Below are 15,838 nucleotides of genomic sequence, written 5' to 3'. Positions count from 1 at the left end.
GCACGGCTCAGCGGTGCGATGCTTTTGCTGGTGACTTTGCCGGCTTCTTCCAGGATGGCTTCGACGGTTTCTGCATCCACAGTCTCGGCCAGTGCAGGCAGTTCGGCCCAGAGTTTGGCGACCTCGAAAACTTCATTGAGGACGAAGCGCATATCGCGCAGGGGCGCTTTGTAGTCAGCCATGGCAAACCTCGCAAGATCTATACAGGTGATTCACAGGAAGAGTGTTTTCGTTGGGTCGGAGTGTACCTCAACAACTTTTGCGACACATAGGGTCAACTCATGACCGTTTTGTTATTTTTAGTCATTTACGTAGGCGGGAGTGAACGGATGAAACTGTAGGAGCGAGCTCGCTCGCGAAAAACCCCAAGGCGCCACTGGGCATCTGGTTTTACGCGTTATCGTTCACGACCATCGCGAGCAGAGCTCGCTCCTACAGAGGGCGATGTCAGAGCGCAAACATCTGCGCCGGCAGTTGCATCAGGCAATCGCTACCTGCTTCGACGGCCGCCCGATGAGCGGCAGTGCGTGGCAACAGACGCTTGAAGTAAAACTCGTTGGTCGCCAGTTTGCCCCGGCAGAAGTCACCATCACCGCTGCCCGCATCGAGCTGCGCCTGAGCCACCAGCGCCATGCGCAACCACAGGTAGCCGAGGATGATGTAACCGCTGTACATCAGGTAATCCACCGACGCAGCACCGACTTCGTCCGGGTTTTTCATCGCCGCCATACCGACCCTGGTGGTCAATTCACCCCACTGCTGGTTCAGTTGATTGAGCTGCGCCACATACCCGGCCAGTTGTGGATGTTCGGCGTTCGCCGCGCAGAACTTGTGGACGATTTTGGTGAAGCCACGCAGCAGCTTGCCCTGACTGCCGAGTACCTTGCGCCCGAGCAAGTCCAGCGCCTGAATACCATTGGTACCTTCATAGATCGGCGCGATCCGGCAGTCGCGTACCAGTTGCTCCATTCCCCATTCACGAATGAACCCGTGACCGCCAAACACCTGCATGCCATGGTTGGTCACCTCCAGCCCGGTGTCGGTCATGAAGGCTTTGCAGATTGGCGTGAGGAACGCCAGCAAGTCTTCGGCATCCCGGCGCGCCGTTTCGTCCGGGCTCAGGTGTGCAACGTCGAGCAACTGTGCGGTGAAGTAGGTCAGCGCGCGGTTGCCCTCGTTGAAGGCTTTCATGGTCAACAACATCCGCCGCACATCAGGGTGCACGATGATCGGGTCGGCGGCCTTTTCCGGCGCTTTCGGGCCGGTCAGCGAGCGCATCTGCAAACGGTCGTTGGCGTATTTGATCGCGCCCTGGAAGCTCGCCTCCCCCAGACACAGCCCTTGCATGCCGGTGCCCAGTCGCGCGTGGTTCATCATGGTGAACATGCAGTTGAGGCCCTTGTTCGGCTCGCCGATCAGGAAGCCCTTGGCCTCGTCGAAGTTCAGCACGCAGGTAGCCGAAGCCTTGATGCCCATTTTGTGTTCGATCGAGCCGCAGGACACGCCGTTGCGCTCACCCGCTTCCCCCGTCGCATCAGGCAGGAACTTGGGCACGATGAACAGCGAAATGCCCTTGGTCCCGGCCGGTGCGTCCGGCAATTTGGCCAGCACCAGGTGAATGATGTTGGCGCTCATGTCGTGCTCGCCGGCGGAGATGAAGATCTTGCTGCCGGAGATCGCGTAGCTGCCATCGGCCTGAGGTACGGCGCGGGTCTTGATGATGCCCAGGTCGGTGCCGCAATGGGCTTCGGTCAGGCACATGGTGCCGGTCCATTGGCCAGCGGTGAGCTTCTTCAAATAAGTCTGTTTCTGCTCCTCGGTACCATGGGCGTGGATCGCCGACATCGCACCGTGGGTCAGACCGGGGTACATGCCCCATGAGGTGTTGCTGGAAGCCACCATCTCGCTGATCACCAGGCCCAGAGAGATCGGCAACCCTTGACCGCCGTAAACCGGATCCGCCGCCAGGCCATGCCAGCCGCCCTCGACATATTGGGCGAATGCCTGCTTGAAGCCCGCGGGCGTCGTGACCACGCCATTGTCGAAATGGCAGCCTTCTTCATCGCCACTGCGGTTCAGCGGCGACAGTACGTTTTCGCAGAACTTCGCCCCTTCTTCGAGGATCGCATTGACCATGTCCGGGCTGGCATCGGTGGCCCCCAGCGCGGCGTAGTTGCTGTGAAAGTCGAAGACGTGGTCGATCAGAAAGCGCATGTCGCGCAAGGGAGCTTTGTACTCGGGCATGGTCATTCTCCGTCGGCAGATTTCTCCAACCTACTGCTGCCGACCACGCCTCACAATCACTTTGCGCTCGCTGAATGCGCCATCATCACTCAACCGTAGCGGCGTCCATGCGCACGGCGCCACGGCGGTTCTGCCCGAACGCCATCACACAGTTGCGCCCGGCGCCCTTGGCGCTGTAGAGCGCCTGGTCAGCGGACTTGAGCACTTCTTCGGGGGTGCGTTGTTCGATCCGTTCGGCAACACCGATACTGACCGTCACCGACACACTCGACGCACCGGAACCGGCACGCCGCTGGCGCCCCTGACTATCGTCCTGCGGGCGGTTTTCCTGATTACGCAGCTGAATGTTGTAAGTGGCGATGGACTCGCGGATGGCTTCCAGGTGCGGCATGCACTCTTCGAGGGTCTTGCCTGCAAACACCAGGGCAAATTCCTCGCCGCCATAGCGATACGCCTTACCGCCACCGCCGATTTTCGACAGCTTGCTGGCCACCAGTCGCAGCACCTGGTCGCCGACGTCGTGGCCGTGGGTGTCGTTGAATTTCTTGAAGTGGTCGACGTCGCTCATGGCCAACACGTAGTTGCGCCCCAACCGTTGCATGCGTTCATTCAACGCGCGACGGCCCGGCAGCCCGGTCAGTTCGTCGCGGAACGCCATTTGATAGGCCTCGTGGGCAACGGCGGCGGCAATCATCAGCATCACCTGGCTGCACATGATGTTCAGCGTGAACGGCAGGATGAAGGTTTTCGGCAACATCCAGAACAACCCGAGCAGCCCCACCCATTGCGCGGCATGCAGCGGTCGCGGGTTGCGCCAGTATTGCCAGGTCAGCAGCAGGAACGCAGCGATGAACACCGGATAGGACAACTGGATCAGGCTCATCCAGGCGCCATGCAAGGCAGGCCAGCGAATCTCCGACAGCCAGATCAGCAGCGCGTGTGGATAACTTTGCTCAAGCCCTAGCGCCACGCTGCCGACCGCCAGCAAGACCGCGAAGCGCGCCACCATGTCCTGGAACAGATGGGTGCGTTCCTGCCACGCCGCGAACACGCCAAACAGCAGCGGCAGCAGCAGGCAACACAAATGAAAGACCACCGCGGCGTCGTCACGCACCTTGCCGTTGTCGCGGTAATAGTCGGTCTGGGTGTCGAGCAGGAAGTAGGCGATGTACACCGTGACCATCAGAAACAGTTCACGCTGGCGTCGGTACACCGCGCAATAGGCGCCACCGAGCAACAACACCAGGGTGGGCAGCACGTTGAACAGCGACGTGAAGAAGACGTTCAGATCCTTGATGTAAGCAGCCGCAAGCCCCGCCACCAACAGCAGCAATGACGGCAGGAAATGACTGAAACGTGCAGCAGATGAGCGCGGCAAGGGTAAAGCTCCGACCCGTCAAATCAATAGATGGCAATGTGCCAACTACTGTAACGGCAGGAAGCCCGAGTTACTGAGTGAATTACTGAGGTATTTTTCAAAGGGCGTTGCAAACATTTTCCACCGCCAACCTTTAAAGCAAAAAAGCCGCTGTTCCCGAAGGAGCAGCGGCTTTTTCAAGTACTTCGCTAAGGCTTAGTAGCCCAGGTCGAAGTTCTCTTCTTTCATGTCCATCAGGTTGTTGGCGCCCGACAGCATGGTTACGACGTGAGTGCGGGTACGCGGCAGGATGCGCTGGAAGTAGAAGCGCGCAGTCTGCAGCTTGGCGGTGTAGAACGCCTCTTCGGAAGTGCCGGCAGCCAGTTTCTCGGCAGCCAGGCGCGCCATGTCGGCCCAGAAGTAGGCCAGGCAGGCGTAACCGGAGTACATCAGGTAGTCCACGGAGGCCGCGCCGACTTCTTCGCGATCTTTCATGGCGGCCATACCGACCTTCATGGTCAGCTCGCCCCATTCCTTGTTCAATGCGGCCAGCGGAGCGACGAACTCTTGAACCGCTTCGTTGCCTTCGTTGGTCTGGCAGAACTTGTGGACGATCTTGGTGAAGCCTTTCAGAGCCTCGCCCTGGGTCATCAGCACTTTACGGCCCAGCAGGTCGAGTGCCTGGATACCGGTGGTGCCTTCGTACAGCATCGAGATGCGGCTGTCGCGGACGTTCTGCTCCATGCCCCACTCGGCGATGAAGCCGTGGCCGCCGTAGATCTGCACGCCGTGGTTGGCCGATTCGAAACCGACTTCGGTCATGAAGGCTTTGGCGATTGGAGTCATGAACGCCAACAGTGCGTCGGCTTTCTTCTTCTCTTCTTCGTCCACGCCGTACTTGACGATGTCGACCTGCTTGGCGGTGAAGTAAACCATCGCGCGGTTGCCTTCGGCGAATGCCTTCATGGTCAACAGCATGCGGCGTACGTCAGGGTGCACGATGATCGGGTCAGCGGCTTTGTCCGGCGCTTTCGGGCCAGTCAGCGAGCGCATCTGCAGACGGTCGCGAGCGTATTTCAGGCCGCCCTGGAAACCGACTTCAGCGTGGGCCAGGCCTTGCAGCGCGGTACCCAGACGTGCGGTGTTCATGAAGGTGAACATGCAGTTCAGGCCTTTGTTCGCCGGGCCGATCAGGAAACCGGTAGCGCCGTCGAAGTTCATTACGCAGGTAGCGTTGCCGTGGATGCCCATTTTGTGTTCCAGGGAACCACAGGACACAGCGTTACGCGCGCCAACCGAACCATCGGCGTTCGGCATGAACTTCGGCACGATGAACAGGGAGATGCCTTTGGTGCCGGCCGGGGCATCCGGCAGGCGGGCCAGTACGATGTGGACGATGTTGTCGGCCATGTCGTGTTCACCGGCCGAGATGAAGATCTTGGTGCCGGAAACCTTGTAGGAACCGTCGGCCTGAGGCTCGGCCTTGGTGCGCAGCATGCCCAGGTCTGTGCCGCAGTGCGGCTCGGTCAGGCACATGGTGCCCGTCCACTCGCCGGAAACCAGCTTGGTCAGGTAAGCCTCTTGCTGCTCAGGGGTGCCGTGCTCGGAGATGGTGTTCATCGCACCGTGCGACAGGCCTGGGTACATGCCCCACGACCAGTTGGACTCGCCAACCATTTCGCTGATGGCCAGACCCAGGGACTCCGGCAGGCCTTGGCCGCCATGCTCTACGTCGTGAGCCAGGCTTGGCCAGCCACCTTCGACGAATTGCTTGTAGGCTTCCTTGAAGCCAGTCGGGGTCTTAACGCCGGACTCGCTCCAGGTGCAGCCTTCGAGATCGCCCACGCGGTTCAGCGGAGCCAGTACCTGCTCACAAAACTTGGCGCCTTCCTCAAGAATGGCGTCAACCATGTCCGGAGTTGCGTCGGCACAAGCCGGAAGGCTCTGATAGTGCGCTTCGTAGCCGAGCAGCTCGTCACGAACGAAGCGAATATCACGCAAGGGGGCCTTGTAGTCAGGCATAGCGATAAACCTCTGCTGATGTAACCGGGAATGAACGACCGCATTGATTTGTTGTTGCGATCAAACAGTTGTTTGAAACATACGTTTACGCCCAAATCTTGTCAAGCGTCGATCTTTTTCCGTTCGTCACCGAAGATCAGGCACATCTGCGCGCAACCGCACGACGGACATTGACCGAGCGAGCCACCATGCAGAAAAGATTAGTTGAGTGAGAAGGACTTACGCAGAAAAACGCCGCGAACAGGCGCGGCGTTGGAGAGACGGATTCAATGAGGATCAGGCGAAAGTATCGATCAGCGTTCCGAGCACTTCGTCGGATGCCTTGGCGACTTTGGCGCCCAGTTCGACCTGAATTTTGCCTTGGGCCATTTCGACCACATTGCTGGCCAGGTCCGATTGCCGGCTGCGATCAACCGATCGCAGACGATCGACCTGCGCCTCGGAGGACTGGCTGGTGACCGAGCGCTCGATCGTCGTGTTGGCGATCTGCCCGGCGGCTTGATCGACACGGTTCTGCCCTGTCTGAAGGGTGCTCAGACCGGCATAAAAAGCGGGGCTTCCTGAGATTTCCATGGGAGAACTCGTCCTTTCAAAGGATCAACAGTGGCCATTGAAGCAGAGTGGCCGGCAAAACACTCGACAAAAACACTAATGGCACAGTGCCTTGTCATAGGCAAAGCCCACAAGCCACTCGCCTCAGTCCAACAGGTCCAGTTGCAAGTGCTCGGCCACTGCCTCGGCCGTAACGGCCTTGAGTTTCGGCACACGCCCCAGGCACGGTGCCGGGAGGCGCTCGGCCAGGGTAGCCAGGTTTTCTTCCAGCCGCGAGGTCTTCGGGTCGATGATGTTGGCCACCCATCCCGCCAGTTGCAAACCGTCCCGGGCAATCGCTTCGGCGGTCAACAAGGCATGGCTGATACACCCCAGGCGTACACCGACCACCAGGATCACCGGCAGCTTCAATGCGATGGCCAGGTCCGACAAATTGTCCTGATCCGCCAGGGGTACGCGCCAGCCGCCAGCGCCTTCGATCAGAGTGAAGTCCGCCTGCATGCCCAGAATCTGCCGCATCGGCGCCAGCAACGACTGCACCGTCAGCGCCACGCCCGCCTCTCGCGCCGCCAGATGCGGGGCAATGGCCGGCTCGAAGGCCATCGGATTGACCTGTGCATAGGTCAGCGGCAGCGAACACTGCGCCAGCAAGGCCAGCGCATCGGCGTTGCGCAGGCCTTTAGGTGTCACATCGCAACCGGACGCGACCGGCTTGCCCGCCGCCGTGCTCAAACCCGCCGAACGCGCCGCATGCAGGAGCCCCGCAGCGACCGTGGTTTTACCGACATCGGTATCCGTGCCGGCGATGAAATAGGCTGCGCTCATAAGGGTTTCTCCAAAACGGCGTACACCACTTGATAAGTCGCCGGCAGTCCCTGGGCCTGACGAAACTGTTCGTAAGCCTCGATCAAACCCAAAATCCGCGCCCGGCCGGTCAAGCCACCCGGCCGCCCGGGATTGAGATTGTGCGCACCCAACGCCTTGAGTTCATGGGTCAGGCTGCGCACATCCGGGTAATACAGCACGTGCGCAAGGTTTTGCAGACTGACCGCCCTCAAGCCGCTGGCCGCACACAGTTGTTGATAAACACCAAACTCCCGGAAGCGGTTGACGTGCACCATGCCGTCGACTTCGCGCCAGCTGTCGCGCAATTCAAACAACGTCCCTACACACAGACTAGCAAACGCGAAAATACCGCCCGGTTTCAGTACTCGAAAGGCTTCACTGAGCACCGAGTCGAAGTCCGCGCACCACTGCACCGCCAGGCTGGAGAAGATCAGGTCGCAAGACGAATCCTGCAGTGGCAGTCGCTCGGCATCGCCGGCCACGAAGTATGTGGCACCGCCCAATGGCCGGGCGTGGTTGAGCATGCCCTCGGCAATGTCCAGCGCCACCCCGTGGCTGCCCGGAAATCGCTCACCCAGGGCACGACTGAAATGCCCGGTGCCACAGCCCAGGTCCAGCCAGCGCTGAGGTACGAAGTCCTGCGGCAAGCGCCCGAGCAATTGGCTGCCCACATCACGCTGCAACTCGGCCACGCTGTCGTAGCTTGCTGCCGCGCGGGAGAATGAGGCTGCTACCTGGCGCTTGTCGGGCAAGGCGCCGGGCAGGTTGGGAAGGGATAAATCAGTCATCGCCGGACTCATGCAAAAAGGCCTGGATCGCCCCCGCCACACCGTGGGGATCCTCCAGGAGAAACACGTGGCTGGCCTGTTCAATCAGACCGATTTCGACATCCGGCAGCAATGCCAACAACTCGCCCGCCGCTTCCACCGGCACCAGCCCATCGAGGCCGGCGAACAGATGCAGTTGCGGACCACGGAACGATTGCAGCGCCTGTCGTGTATCCAGTTGCGCGAGCACTTGCAGACCACTCAGCAACACCGGCGCAGCGGTGTTCGGGGCACCGCCGAGCAACAACCGCGACAATCCGCGTGGGTCTTCGGCGCCTTGGGCGCAAAGCAGTGAAAAGCGTTTCAAGGTCGCGCGCGGATCGGCTTCACATCCCGCCAGAAACGCATCGAAGGTTTCCCCGGACATGGCGCTTGTCCATTGATCATGAGCGACAAAAGAAACGTTGCTGGCCAGGGTGAACACACCACAGCAGCGATCGCCACGCCGGGCCGCCAATTCGCAGGCGAGCATGCCACCCAATGACCAACCGCCCAGCCACACGTCTTGCGGCAAGGTCGAATCAAGCTCATCGAGCCACTCTTCAAGATCGCTCGACTCCAGCTCCGGCAACGGCTCGATCTCGATGCGCAGGTGCTCATCCAAACCGCGCAAGGCCGCCGCCAGAGGCTCCAGCGGTGAAACGCCAAGGCCCCAGCCGGGCAGCAGAATCAGACGATCACGCATGGCTTGGCTCCGGCTTCAGTTGGTGAAAACAATCGGCCAGTCCGTTTAACAATAGCTGTACCTGGGCCTCACTGTGGGCAGCCGTCAACGTGACCCGCAGCCGGGCACTGCCGGCGGGTACGGTCGGCGGGCGAATCGCGGTCACCATCAACCCGCGTTCACGCAGCATTTGCGAAAGGCGCACCGCTCGCCCCGCGTCACCGATCATGATCGGCTGGATCGGCGTGAAGCTGTCCATGAGTTCCAGGCCAATCTGTTCGGCACCTTTGCGGAACTGGCGGATCAGCGTCTGCAAATGCTCGCGGCGCCAGTGTTCGTTGCGCAGCAGTTCCAGGCTTTTCAACGTGGCGCAGGCCAACGCGGGGGGCTGGCTGGTGGTGTAGATGTAGGGACGGGCGAACTGGATCAGGCTTTCGATCAGCTCTTCGCTGCCAGCCACAAAGGCACCTGCCGTACCGAATGCCTTGCCGAGGGTGCCGACCAGCACCGGAACGTCATCCTGGCTCAAGCCAAAGTGTTCGACGATGCCGCCACCGTTGGCACCCAGCGGTCCAAAACCATGGGCATCGTCGACCATCAACCAGGCGCCTTTGGCCTTGGCTTCTCGGGCCAGCGCCGGCAAGTCGGCAAGATCACCGTCCATGCTGAACACGCCGTCGGTGACCACCAGTGTATTGCCGGTGGCTTTTTCCAGGCGCTTGGCCAGGCTCGCCGGGTCATTGTGCAGGTAGCGATTGAACCGAGCGCCGGACAACAGCCCCGCGTCGAGCAGCGACGCATGATTGAGCCGGTCTTCGAGCACCGTATCACCCTGCCCCACCAACGCCGTGACTGCGCCGAGGTTGGCCATGTAGCCGGTGGTGAACAGCAACGCCCGCGGGCGACCGGTCAGGTCGGCCAACGCTTCTTCCAGGGCATGGTGTGGGGAACTATGGCCGATGACCAGATGCGATGCCCCTCCGCCCACACCCCACTTCGAAGCGCCGGCACGCCAGGCTTCGATCACTTGCGGATGATTGGCCAGGCCCAGGTAGTCGTTGTTACAGAACGCCAGCAACGGCTGGCCATCGACCACCACTTGCGGCCCCTGCGGGCTTTCAAGCAGCGGGCGCTGGCGGTAGAGGTTTTCGGCACGACGGGCGGCAAGGCGTGCGGCGAGATCGAAAGACATGCAGGCCTCGAAGTTCAGATCACAGAAATCAAAATGAATGCGATCCCTGTGGGAGCGAGCTTGCTCGCGATGGCGGCGTCACATTCAACATTGATGTCGACGGACCTGACGCAATCGCGAGCAAGCTCGCTCCCACAGTGTTTTGCATTCCAGCCAGAGAAGTCGGTGGAAGACTCAAACAGCCGCGTTGTAAAACTGCTCGCTGCTCTTCTGCTCCACCAGCGCCTGCTCGATAGCTGCCTGATGCACCTCGTCGGCGTGCTCTTCGCGGGCTTCCGGCAGGATGCCCAGGCGCGAGAACAGTTGCATGTCCTTGTCGGCCTGCGGGTTGGCGGTGGTCAGCAGTTTTTCGCCGTAGAAAATCGAGTTGGCACCGGCGAAGAACGCCAGGGCCTGCATCTGCTCGTTCATGGCTTCGCGGCCGGCGGACAGGCGCACGTGGGATTGCGGCATCAGGATGCGCGCGACGGCGAGCATGCGGATGAAGTCGAACGGATCGACGTCGTCGGCATTTTCCAGCGGCGTACCGGCGACTTTCACCAGCATGTTGATCGGCACCGACTCCGGATGCTCAGGCAGGTTGGCCAACTGGATCAGCAGGTTGGCGCGGTCGTCCAGCGACTCGCCCATGCCCAGAATGCCGCCGGAGCAGATCTTCATCCCCGAATCACGCACGTACGCCAGGGTTTGCAGGCGTTCGCTGTAGGTGCGGGTGGTGATGATGCTGCCGTAGAACTCCGGCGAGGTATCGAGGTTGTGGTTGTAGTAGTCGAGGCCGGCCTTGGCCAGCGCTTCGGTCTGCTCCTGATCCAGGCGACCGAGGGTCATGCAGGTTTCCAGGCCCATGGCTTTCACGCCTTCGACCATCTTCAACACGTACGGCATGTCCTTGGCCGACGGATGCTTCCACGCCGCGCCCATGCAGAAGCGGGTCGAACCGATGGCCTTGGCGCGAGCGGCCTCTTCGAGGACCTTCTGCACCTCCATCAGTTTCTCTTTTTCCAGGCCGGTGTTGTAGTGACCGGACTGCGGACAATATTTGCAATCTTCCGGGCAGGCGCCGGTCTTGATCGACAGCAGGGTCGACACCTGGACGCGGTTGGCGTCGAAATGCGCACGGTGCACCGTCTGCGCCTGGAACAACAGGTCATTGAATGGTTGAACGAAGAGTGCTTTGACTTCGGCCAAAGTCCAGTCATGACGCAGGGTGGCAGTGGTGCTGGCGCTCATGGGCGTTTCCTTTGAATTATGCTTTGGCAGTCGGCTGGGTAATGGAGTTTCACAGCCGCTTCACAGATGTTTCGGCATATTTAAGGAAGAGCGATGCGCTGTCAACCACGATACGAAGGACAGGTTTACATCTGGTTAAAAAACAAACAATCATGCCTTTTGTGCGATGAAGCGGCCGACGGCATTCCTCCTGTCTGCACGGCCTGCGAAATCGAGTTGCCCTGGCTCGGTGATCACTGTCTGACCTGCGCCCTGCCGCTCCCGGCCGCGGGACTGACCTGCGGCCATTGCCTGAAGCAGCCACCGGCCTTCGAACAAGTGATTGCGCCCTGGACCTACAGCTTTCCGGTAGACAGCCTGATCACCCGCTTCAAACACAACGCCAAGTGGCCGTTTGGCCGCCTGCTCGCCGAACTTCTCGCTCAATACCTGCAACATCGCTTCGAAGACGATCTGCTGCGACCCCAGGCGCTGATCCCGGTGCCGCTGGCCAATCGGCGCCTGCGCCAGCGCGGGTTCAATCAGGCGGCGATGCTGGCTCACTGGTTGAGTGCGAGTCTCGATATCCCTTGCAACGAACGGTTGCTGCTGCGCACTCAAGACACCGACGCCCAACAGGCATTGAACGCCGAAGCCCGCCTAAGGAACCTGCGCAATGCTTTCGCCCTGGCACCCGGCGCGGTCGTCAAAGGCCGACACCTGGCTCTGGTCGACGACGTACTGACCACCGGAGCCACGGCCCAGGCCCTGGCTCGCCTGTTGATGGACGCCGGGGCGGCGAGGGTCGACGTCTATTGCCTGGCCCGCACGCCCAAACCCGGCGAGACACCCTGACTTGACTCGCGCGGCCCAAGCGACCAACGTCCTCACCATCGTCACCACCCAAAGCGACTTGTCATGTCTTTGCCAACCTTGCTGTCCCAGCACATTGTCCGCCGTCCGCAGCGCATCGCCCTGCTGCAGCACATCGCCGAACAAGGCTCGATCACCCGCGCGGCAAAAAGTGCGGGCCTGAGCTACAAGGCTGCCTGGGATGCGATCGATGAGCTAAACAACCTGGCGCAGAAGCCGCTGGTGGAGCGGATTGTCGGCGGCAAGGGCGGCGGTGGTGCGCGCCTGTCCAACGAAGGTGAGCGGGTGTTGCGCCTGTATCAGAAGCTGCAAGCCTTGCAGGCCCAAGTGCTGGAAGCAACTGAAGACGCGAGCGATCTGGATCTGCTCGGGCGCCTGATGCTGCGCACCAGCGCGCGCAATCAGTTGCACGGCAAGGTGATTGCGATCGAACCTCAGGGGCGCAACGACCTGATTCGCCTCGAAGTCGCCGAAGGCGTGATCGTCGCCGCGCAAATTACCCACGACAGCACCGAGCGCCTGGAACTGCAAATCGGCACTGAAGTCGTGGCATTGATCAAGGCCGGCTGGCTCGACGTGCTGCAAATCGACTCTGTCGAAACGCCTGAAAACAATTGCCTCAGCGGCATCATCGAAAAAATTCTCGACGCCGACGACGGTCCCAGCGAAGTGCGCATCACCCTGCCCAACGGCCTGACTCTATGCGCCTTGGCCGAACCGAGTCATCTGCAAGCATCGGGGCTGACGTGCGGCAAACCGGTGCGCGTGGAGTTTTCGCCGTCCAGGGTTCTGCTGGGCACACCACTGTAAGCAGAACTGCAACAAAAGGTTCATGACTCATCTTTAAGGTGTCTGCAAAATCCGCAGGGAGCCTGAAATGAGCCTATTAGAAGAAAACCAGTCCACCGACCTCGAAACCATGGTCGGCCTCAGCCGTCGCGGCTTCATCAGCGCAGGTGCCCTGTGCGGCGCGGCGATGTTCCTTGGCGGCAACCTGCTGAGCCGCAGCGTGATGGCCGCCAGTGTCAGTGCCGGCAACAGCCAGTTGCTGGGTTTCGACAGCATTGCCGCCGCCACCAGCGACACCATCACCCTGCCGCCGGGCTACAAGTCCTCGGTGCTGATCAGCTGGGGCCAGCCCCTGCACAAGGACGGTCCGGCGTTCGACCCGAGCGGCAACGGCAGCGCCGAACATCAGGAAGTCCAGTTCGGCGACAACAACGACGGCATGAGCCTGTTCGAGTTTCCGGGCGAAAAAGACCGGGCGCTGATGGCGATCAACAACGAATACACCAACTACCGCTACCTCTACGCCCACGGCGGCATGCCGCAATCGGCGCAAGAAGTGCGCAAGGCGCTGGCCTGCGAAGGTGTGTCGGTGATTGAAGTGCAGCGCAAGAACGGCCAATGGCAGTTCGTCCAGGGCTCACGCTACAACCGCCGCATTCACGGCAACGCACCGATCACCCTGAGCGGCCCGGCCGCCGGACATGCCCTGCTCAAAACCAGTGCCGATCCGCACGGCAAGAACGTCCTGGGCACCTTCCAGAACTGCGCCAACGGCAAGACGCCGTGGGGCACCTATCTGACCTGCGAAGAGAACTTCACCGACTGCTTCGGCAGCAGCAACGCCGAGCAGAAGTTCGACCCGGCGCAAAAACGCTACGGCGTGGTGGCCACCAGCAAAGAAATCAACTGGCACCAGCACGACGAGCGCTTCGACATGGCGAAGAACCCCAACGAGCTCAACCGTCACGGCTGGGTGGTGGAGATCGATCCGTTCGATCCGAAATCGACGCCGGTCAAACGCACGGCCCTGGGCCGCTTCAAGCACGAAAACGCCGCACTGGCCGAAACCGGCGACGGTCATGCCGTGGTGTACATGGGCGACGATGAACGCGGTGAGTTCATCTACAAATTCGTCAGCCGCGACAAGATCGACCACAAGAACCCCAAGGCCAACCGTGACATTCTCGACCACGGCACCCTGTACGTGGCGCGGTTCGATGCCGGCGACGGCAACGTCGATCACCCGAAAGGCCAGGGTGAATGGATCGAACTGACCCACGGCAAAAACGGCATCGACGCCAGCAGCGGCTTTGCCGATCAGGCCGAAGTTTTGATTCACGCGCGTCTCGCCGCCAGTGTGGTGAAAGCCACGCGCATGGACCGCCCGGAATGGATCGTGGTCAGCCCCATGGATGGCCAGGTCTACTGCACGCTGACCAACAACGCCAAACGCGGCGAAGACGGGCAACCGGCGGGCGGGCCGAACCCGCGTGAGAAGAACGTCTACGGCCAGATCCTGCGCTGGCGCACCGAGCGTGACGATCACGGTTCGAAAACCTTTGCCTGGGACCTGTTCGTCGTCGCCGGTAATCCGGGGGTTCACGCCGGCACACCAAAAGGCGGATCGTCGAACATCACGCCGCAGAACATGTTCAACAGCCCTGACGGTCTGGGCTTCGACAAGGCCGGACGCTTGTGGATTCTCACCGACGGCGATTCGAGCAACGCCGGAGACTTTGCCGGCATGGGCAACAACCAGATGCTCTGTGCCGATCCGGTAACCGGCGAGATTCGTCGCTTCATGGTTGGCCCGGTAGGTTGTGAAGTGACGGGGATCAGCTTCTCGCCGGACCAGAAAACCCTGTTTGTCGGGATTCAGCATCCGGGTGAGAACGGCGGTTCTACCTTCCCCGAGCACCTGCCCAACGGCAAGCCGCGGTCTTCGGTGATGGCGATTTCGCGGGAAGATGGCGGGATCGTCGGCGCCTGACAACCCCTCATCGCGAGCAGGCTCGCTCCCACAGGATTGGCGCGATTTCATATCTGGCGCATGACCTGTGGGAGCGAGCTTGCTCGCGATGGCGTCAGCACATACAACGCACACCTCAAGCCCACCCCCTAAAGCCCCGCCGTCTGCGCTACCATGCCTGGCCGGACGCAGCAGCCTGCTGCGCGCAGGAGTCAGCATGGCCCACCCGTTTGAAACCCTCACACCAGACCTCGTGCTCGATGCCGTCGAAAGCATCGGCTTTCTCAGCGACGCGCGCATCCTGGCGCTCAACAGCTACGAGAACCGTGTCTATCAGGTCGGTATCGAAGACGCCGAGCCGCTGATCGCCAAGTTCTACCGGCCGCAACGCTGGAGCAACGAAGCGATTCTGGAAGAGCACCAGTTCACCGCCGAACTCGCCGACTGCGAGGTGCCGGTCGTGGCGCCGTTGATCCACAACGGTGAAACCCTGCACGAACACAACGGTTTCCGTTTCACCCTGTTCCCCCGCCGTGGCGGTCGAGCACCGGAGCCGGGCAACCTCGACCAACTCTATCGCCTGGGCCAGTTGCTCGGGCGCCTGCATGCGGTCGGCTCGACCCGGCCGTTCGAGCACCGTGAAGCGCTGGCGGTAAAAAACTTCGGCCATGACTCGCTGGCAACATTGCTCGACGGCAACTTCATCCCCCGCAGCCTGCTGCCGGCCTACGAGTCAGTGGCCCGCGATCTGCTCAAGCGTGTGGAAGATGCCTACAGCAACACGCCGCACCAGAACATCCGCATGCACGGTGACTGCCACCCCGGCAACATGATGTGCCGTGACGAGATGTTCCATATCGTCGACCTCGACGACTGCCGCATGGGCCCGGCGGTACAGGACATCTGGATGATGCTCGCTGGCGATCGCCAGGACTGCCTGAGCCAGTTGTCGGAACTGATGGACGGCTACAACGAATTCCACGACTTCGATCCCCGTGAACTGGCCTTGATCGAACCGTTGCGCGCCCTGCGCCTGCTGCATTACAGCGCCTGGCTCGCCCGCCGCTGGGACGATCCTGCCTTCCCCCGCAGTTTTCCGTGGTTCGGCACCGAGCGTTACTGGGGGGATCAGGTGCTGGCGTTGCGCGAGCAGTTGGCGGCGCTCAATGAAGAACCGCTGAAACTCTTCTAACCCCACCCGAAACCCTGTGGGAGCGAGCTTGCTCGCGATGACGGCAGCAAATTCAACATTGATACAAGCTGATCCACCGCTATCGCGAGCAAGCTCGCTCCC

General features: G+C 61.0%; 14 protein-coding genes. 4 read left to right on the top strand and 10 right to left on the bottom strand.

Features of this window, described 5'->3' with window-relative positions; genetic code table 11:
- The 10 genes from AC1RP7_RS06155 to bioB form a co-directional block, all read right to left on the bottom strand.
- A partial coding sequence (locus AC1RP7_RS06155; protein ID WP_493183950.1) for an acyl-CoA dehydrogenase N-terminal domain-containing protein occupies positions 1 to 182 on the bottom strand: 182 nt, incomplete at its 3' end.
- Between the two features lie 265 nt (positions 183 to 447).
- Positions 448 to 2,244 (bottom strand): acyl-CoA dehydrogenase C-terminal domain-containing protein, encoded by a 1,797-nt coding sequence (locus AC1RP7_RS06150; RefSeq protein WP_493181333.1) that lies wholly within the window; start codon positions 2,242 to 2,244, stop codon positions 448 to 450.
- A gap of 85 nt (positions 2,245 to 2,329) precedes the next feature.
- Complete coding sequence (locus AC1RP7_RS06145; RefSeq protein ID WP_493181334.1) at positions 2,330 to 3,622, bottom strand: GGDEF domain-containing protein; 1,293 nt, start codon at positions 3,620 to 3,622, stop codon at positions 2,330 to 2,332.
- Positions 3,623 to 3,817: 195 nt separating this feature from the next.
- A complete protein-coding gene (locus AC1RP7_RS06140; RefSeq protein WP_095944826.1) occupies positions 3,818 to 5,623 on the bottom strand; it encodes a phenylacyl-CoA dehydrogenase in 1,806 nt (601 codons plus the stop codon).
- Positions 5,624 to 5,899: 276 nt separating this feature from the next.
- On the bottom strand, positions 5,900 to 6,196 hold the full coding sequence (locus AC1RP7_RS06135; protein ID WP_340317398.1) for a pyrroloquinoline quinone biosynthesis protein PqqE: 297 nt from the start codon (positions 6,194 to 6,196) through the stop codon (positions 5,900 to 5,902).
- A 123-nt stretch (positions 6,197 to 6,319) separates the two neighbouring features.
- Positions 6,320 to 7,000 (bottom strand): dethiobiotin synthase, encoded by a 681-nt coding sequence (bioD, locus tag AC1RP7_RS06130; protein ID WP_090451781.1) that lies wholly within the window; start codon positions 6,998 to 7,000, stop codon positions 6,320 to 6,322.
- Complete coding sequence (gene bioC, locus AC1RP7_RS06125; protein WP_057713029.1) at positions 6,997 to 7,809, bottom strand: malonyl-ACP O-methyltransferase BioC; 813 nt, start codon at positions 7,807 to 7,809, stop codon at positions 6,997 to 6,999. Before bioC ends, bioD begins: the two co-directional genes overlap by 4 nt.
- A complete protein-coding gene (locus AC1RP7_RS06120; protein WP_493181335.1) occupies positions 7,802 to 8,533 on the bottom strand; it encodes an alpha/beta fold hydrolase in 732 nt (243 codons plus the stop codon). The genes bioC and AC1RP7_RS06120 overlap by 8 nt, the downstream gene beginning before the upstream one ends.
- A complete protein-coding gene (gene bioF / locus AC1RP7_RS06115) occupies positions 8,526 to 9,704 on the bottom strand; it encodes an 8-amino-7-oxononanoate synthase (RefSeq protein ID WP_493181337.1) in 1,179 nt (392 codons plus the stop codon). Before bioF ends, AC1RP7_RS06120 begins: the two co-directional genes overlap by 8 nt.
- Positions 9,705 to 9,878: 174 nt before the next feature.
- Positions 9,879 to 10,934, bottom strand: a complete 1,056-nt coding sequence (gene bioB, locus AC1RP7_RS06110; RefSeq protein ID WP_057713026.1) for a biotin synthase BioB — start codon at positions 10,932 to 10,934, stop codon at positions 9,879 to 9,881.
- A 93-nt stretch (positions 10,935 to 11,027) separates the two neighbouring features.
- Here bioB and AC1RP7_RS06105 point away from each other — a divergent pair, with 93 nt between their 5' ends.
- The 4 genes from AC1RP7_RS06105 to AC1RP7_RS06090 all read left to right on the top strand — a co-directional run bounded on the left by AC1RP7_RS06105 (position 11,028) and on the right by AC1RP7_RS06090 (position 15,736).
- A complete protein-coding gene (locus AC1RP7_RS06105) occupies positions 11,028 to 11,768 on the top strand; it encodes a ComFC family protein (RefSeq protein WP_218494745.1) in 741 nt (246 codons plus the stop codon).
- 63 nt (positions 11,769 to 11,831) lie between these two features.
- Complete coding sequence (locus AC1RP7_RS06100) at positions 11,832 to 12,596, top strand: TOBE domain-containing protein (protein WP_218494744.1); 765 nt, start codon at positions 11,832 to 11,834, stop codon at positions 12,594 to 12,596.
- A 67-nt stretch (positions 12,597 to 12,663) separates the two neighbouring features.
- Positions 12,664 to 14,565, top strand: a complete 1,902-nt coding sequence (locus tag AC1RP7_RS06095) for a PhoX family protein (RefSeq protein ID WP_150815182.1) — start codon at positions 12,664 to 12,666, stop codon at positions 14,563 to 14,565.
- 196 nt (positions 14,566 to 14,761) lie between these two features.
- Positions 14,762 to 15,736, top strand: a complete 975-nt coding sequence (locus AC1RP7_RS06090; RefSeq protein ID WP_057713022.1) for a serine/threonine protein kinase — start codon at positions 14,762 to 14,764, stop codon at positions 15,734 to 15,736.
- Positions 15,737 to 15,838 lie beyond the last annotated feature (102 nt).

The organism is Pseudomonas sp. GW822-FHT01E03 (genome assembly GCF_058802985.1).
This window is presented reverse-complemented; position numbering and strand designations above follow the sequence as displayed.

Excerpts from the sequence above, each read along its gene's own strand:
- AC1RP7_RS06150 (WP_493181333.1), bottom strand. The coding sequence starts at position 2,244 with ATGCCCGAGTACAAAGCTCCCTTGCGCGACATGCGCTTTCTGATCGAC.
- AC1RP7_RS06140 (WP_095944826.1), bottom strand. The coding sequence starts at position 5,623 with ATGCCTGACTACAAGGCCCCCTTGCGTGATATTCGCTTCGTTCGTGAC.
- AC1RP7_RS06135 (WP_340317398.1), bottom strand. The coding sequence starts at position 6,196 with ATGGAAATCTCAGGAAGCCCCGCTTTTTATGCCGGTCTGAGCACCCTT.
- bioD (WP_090451781.1), bottom strand. The coding sequence starts at position 7,000 with ATGAGCGCAGCCTATTTCATCGCCGGCACGGATACCGATGTCGGTAAA.
- bioC (WP_057713029.1), bottom strand. The coding sequence starts at position 7,809 with ATGACTGATTTATCCCTTCCCAACCTGCCCGGCGCCTTGCCCGACAAG.
- AC1RP7_RS06120 (WP_493181335.1), bottom strand. The coding sequence starts at position 8,533 with ATGCGTGATCGTCTGATTCTGCTGCCCGGCTGGGGCCTTGGCGTTTCA.
- bioF (WP_493181337.1), bottom strand. The coding sequence starts at position 9,704 with ATGTCTTTCGATCTCGCCGCACGCCTTGCCGCCCGTCGTGCCGAAAAC.
- bioB (WP_057713026.1), bottom strand. The coding sequence starts at position 10,934 with ATGAGCGCCAGCACCACTGCCACCCTGCGTCATGACTGGACTTTGGCC.
- AC1RP7_RS06105 (WP_218494745.1), top strand. The coding sequence starts at position 11,028 with ATGCGCTGTCAACCACGATACGAAGGACAGGTTTACATCTGGTTAAAA.
- AC1RP7_RS06100 (WP_218494744.1), top strand. The coding sequence starts at position 11,832 with ATGTCTTTGCCAACCTTGCTGTCCCAGCACATTGTCCGCCGTCCGCAG.
- AC1RP7_RS06095 (WP_150815182.1), top strand. The coding sequence starts at position 12,664 with ATGAGCCTATTAGAAGAAAACCAGTCCACCGACCTCGAAACCATGGTC.
- AC1RP7_RS06090 (WP_057713022.1), top strand. The coding sequence starts at position 14,762 with ATGGCCCACCCGTTTGAAACCCTCACACCAGACCTCGTGCTCGATGCC.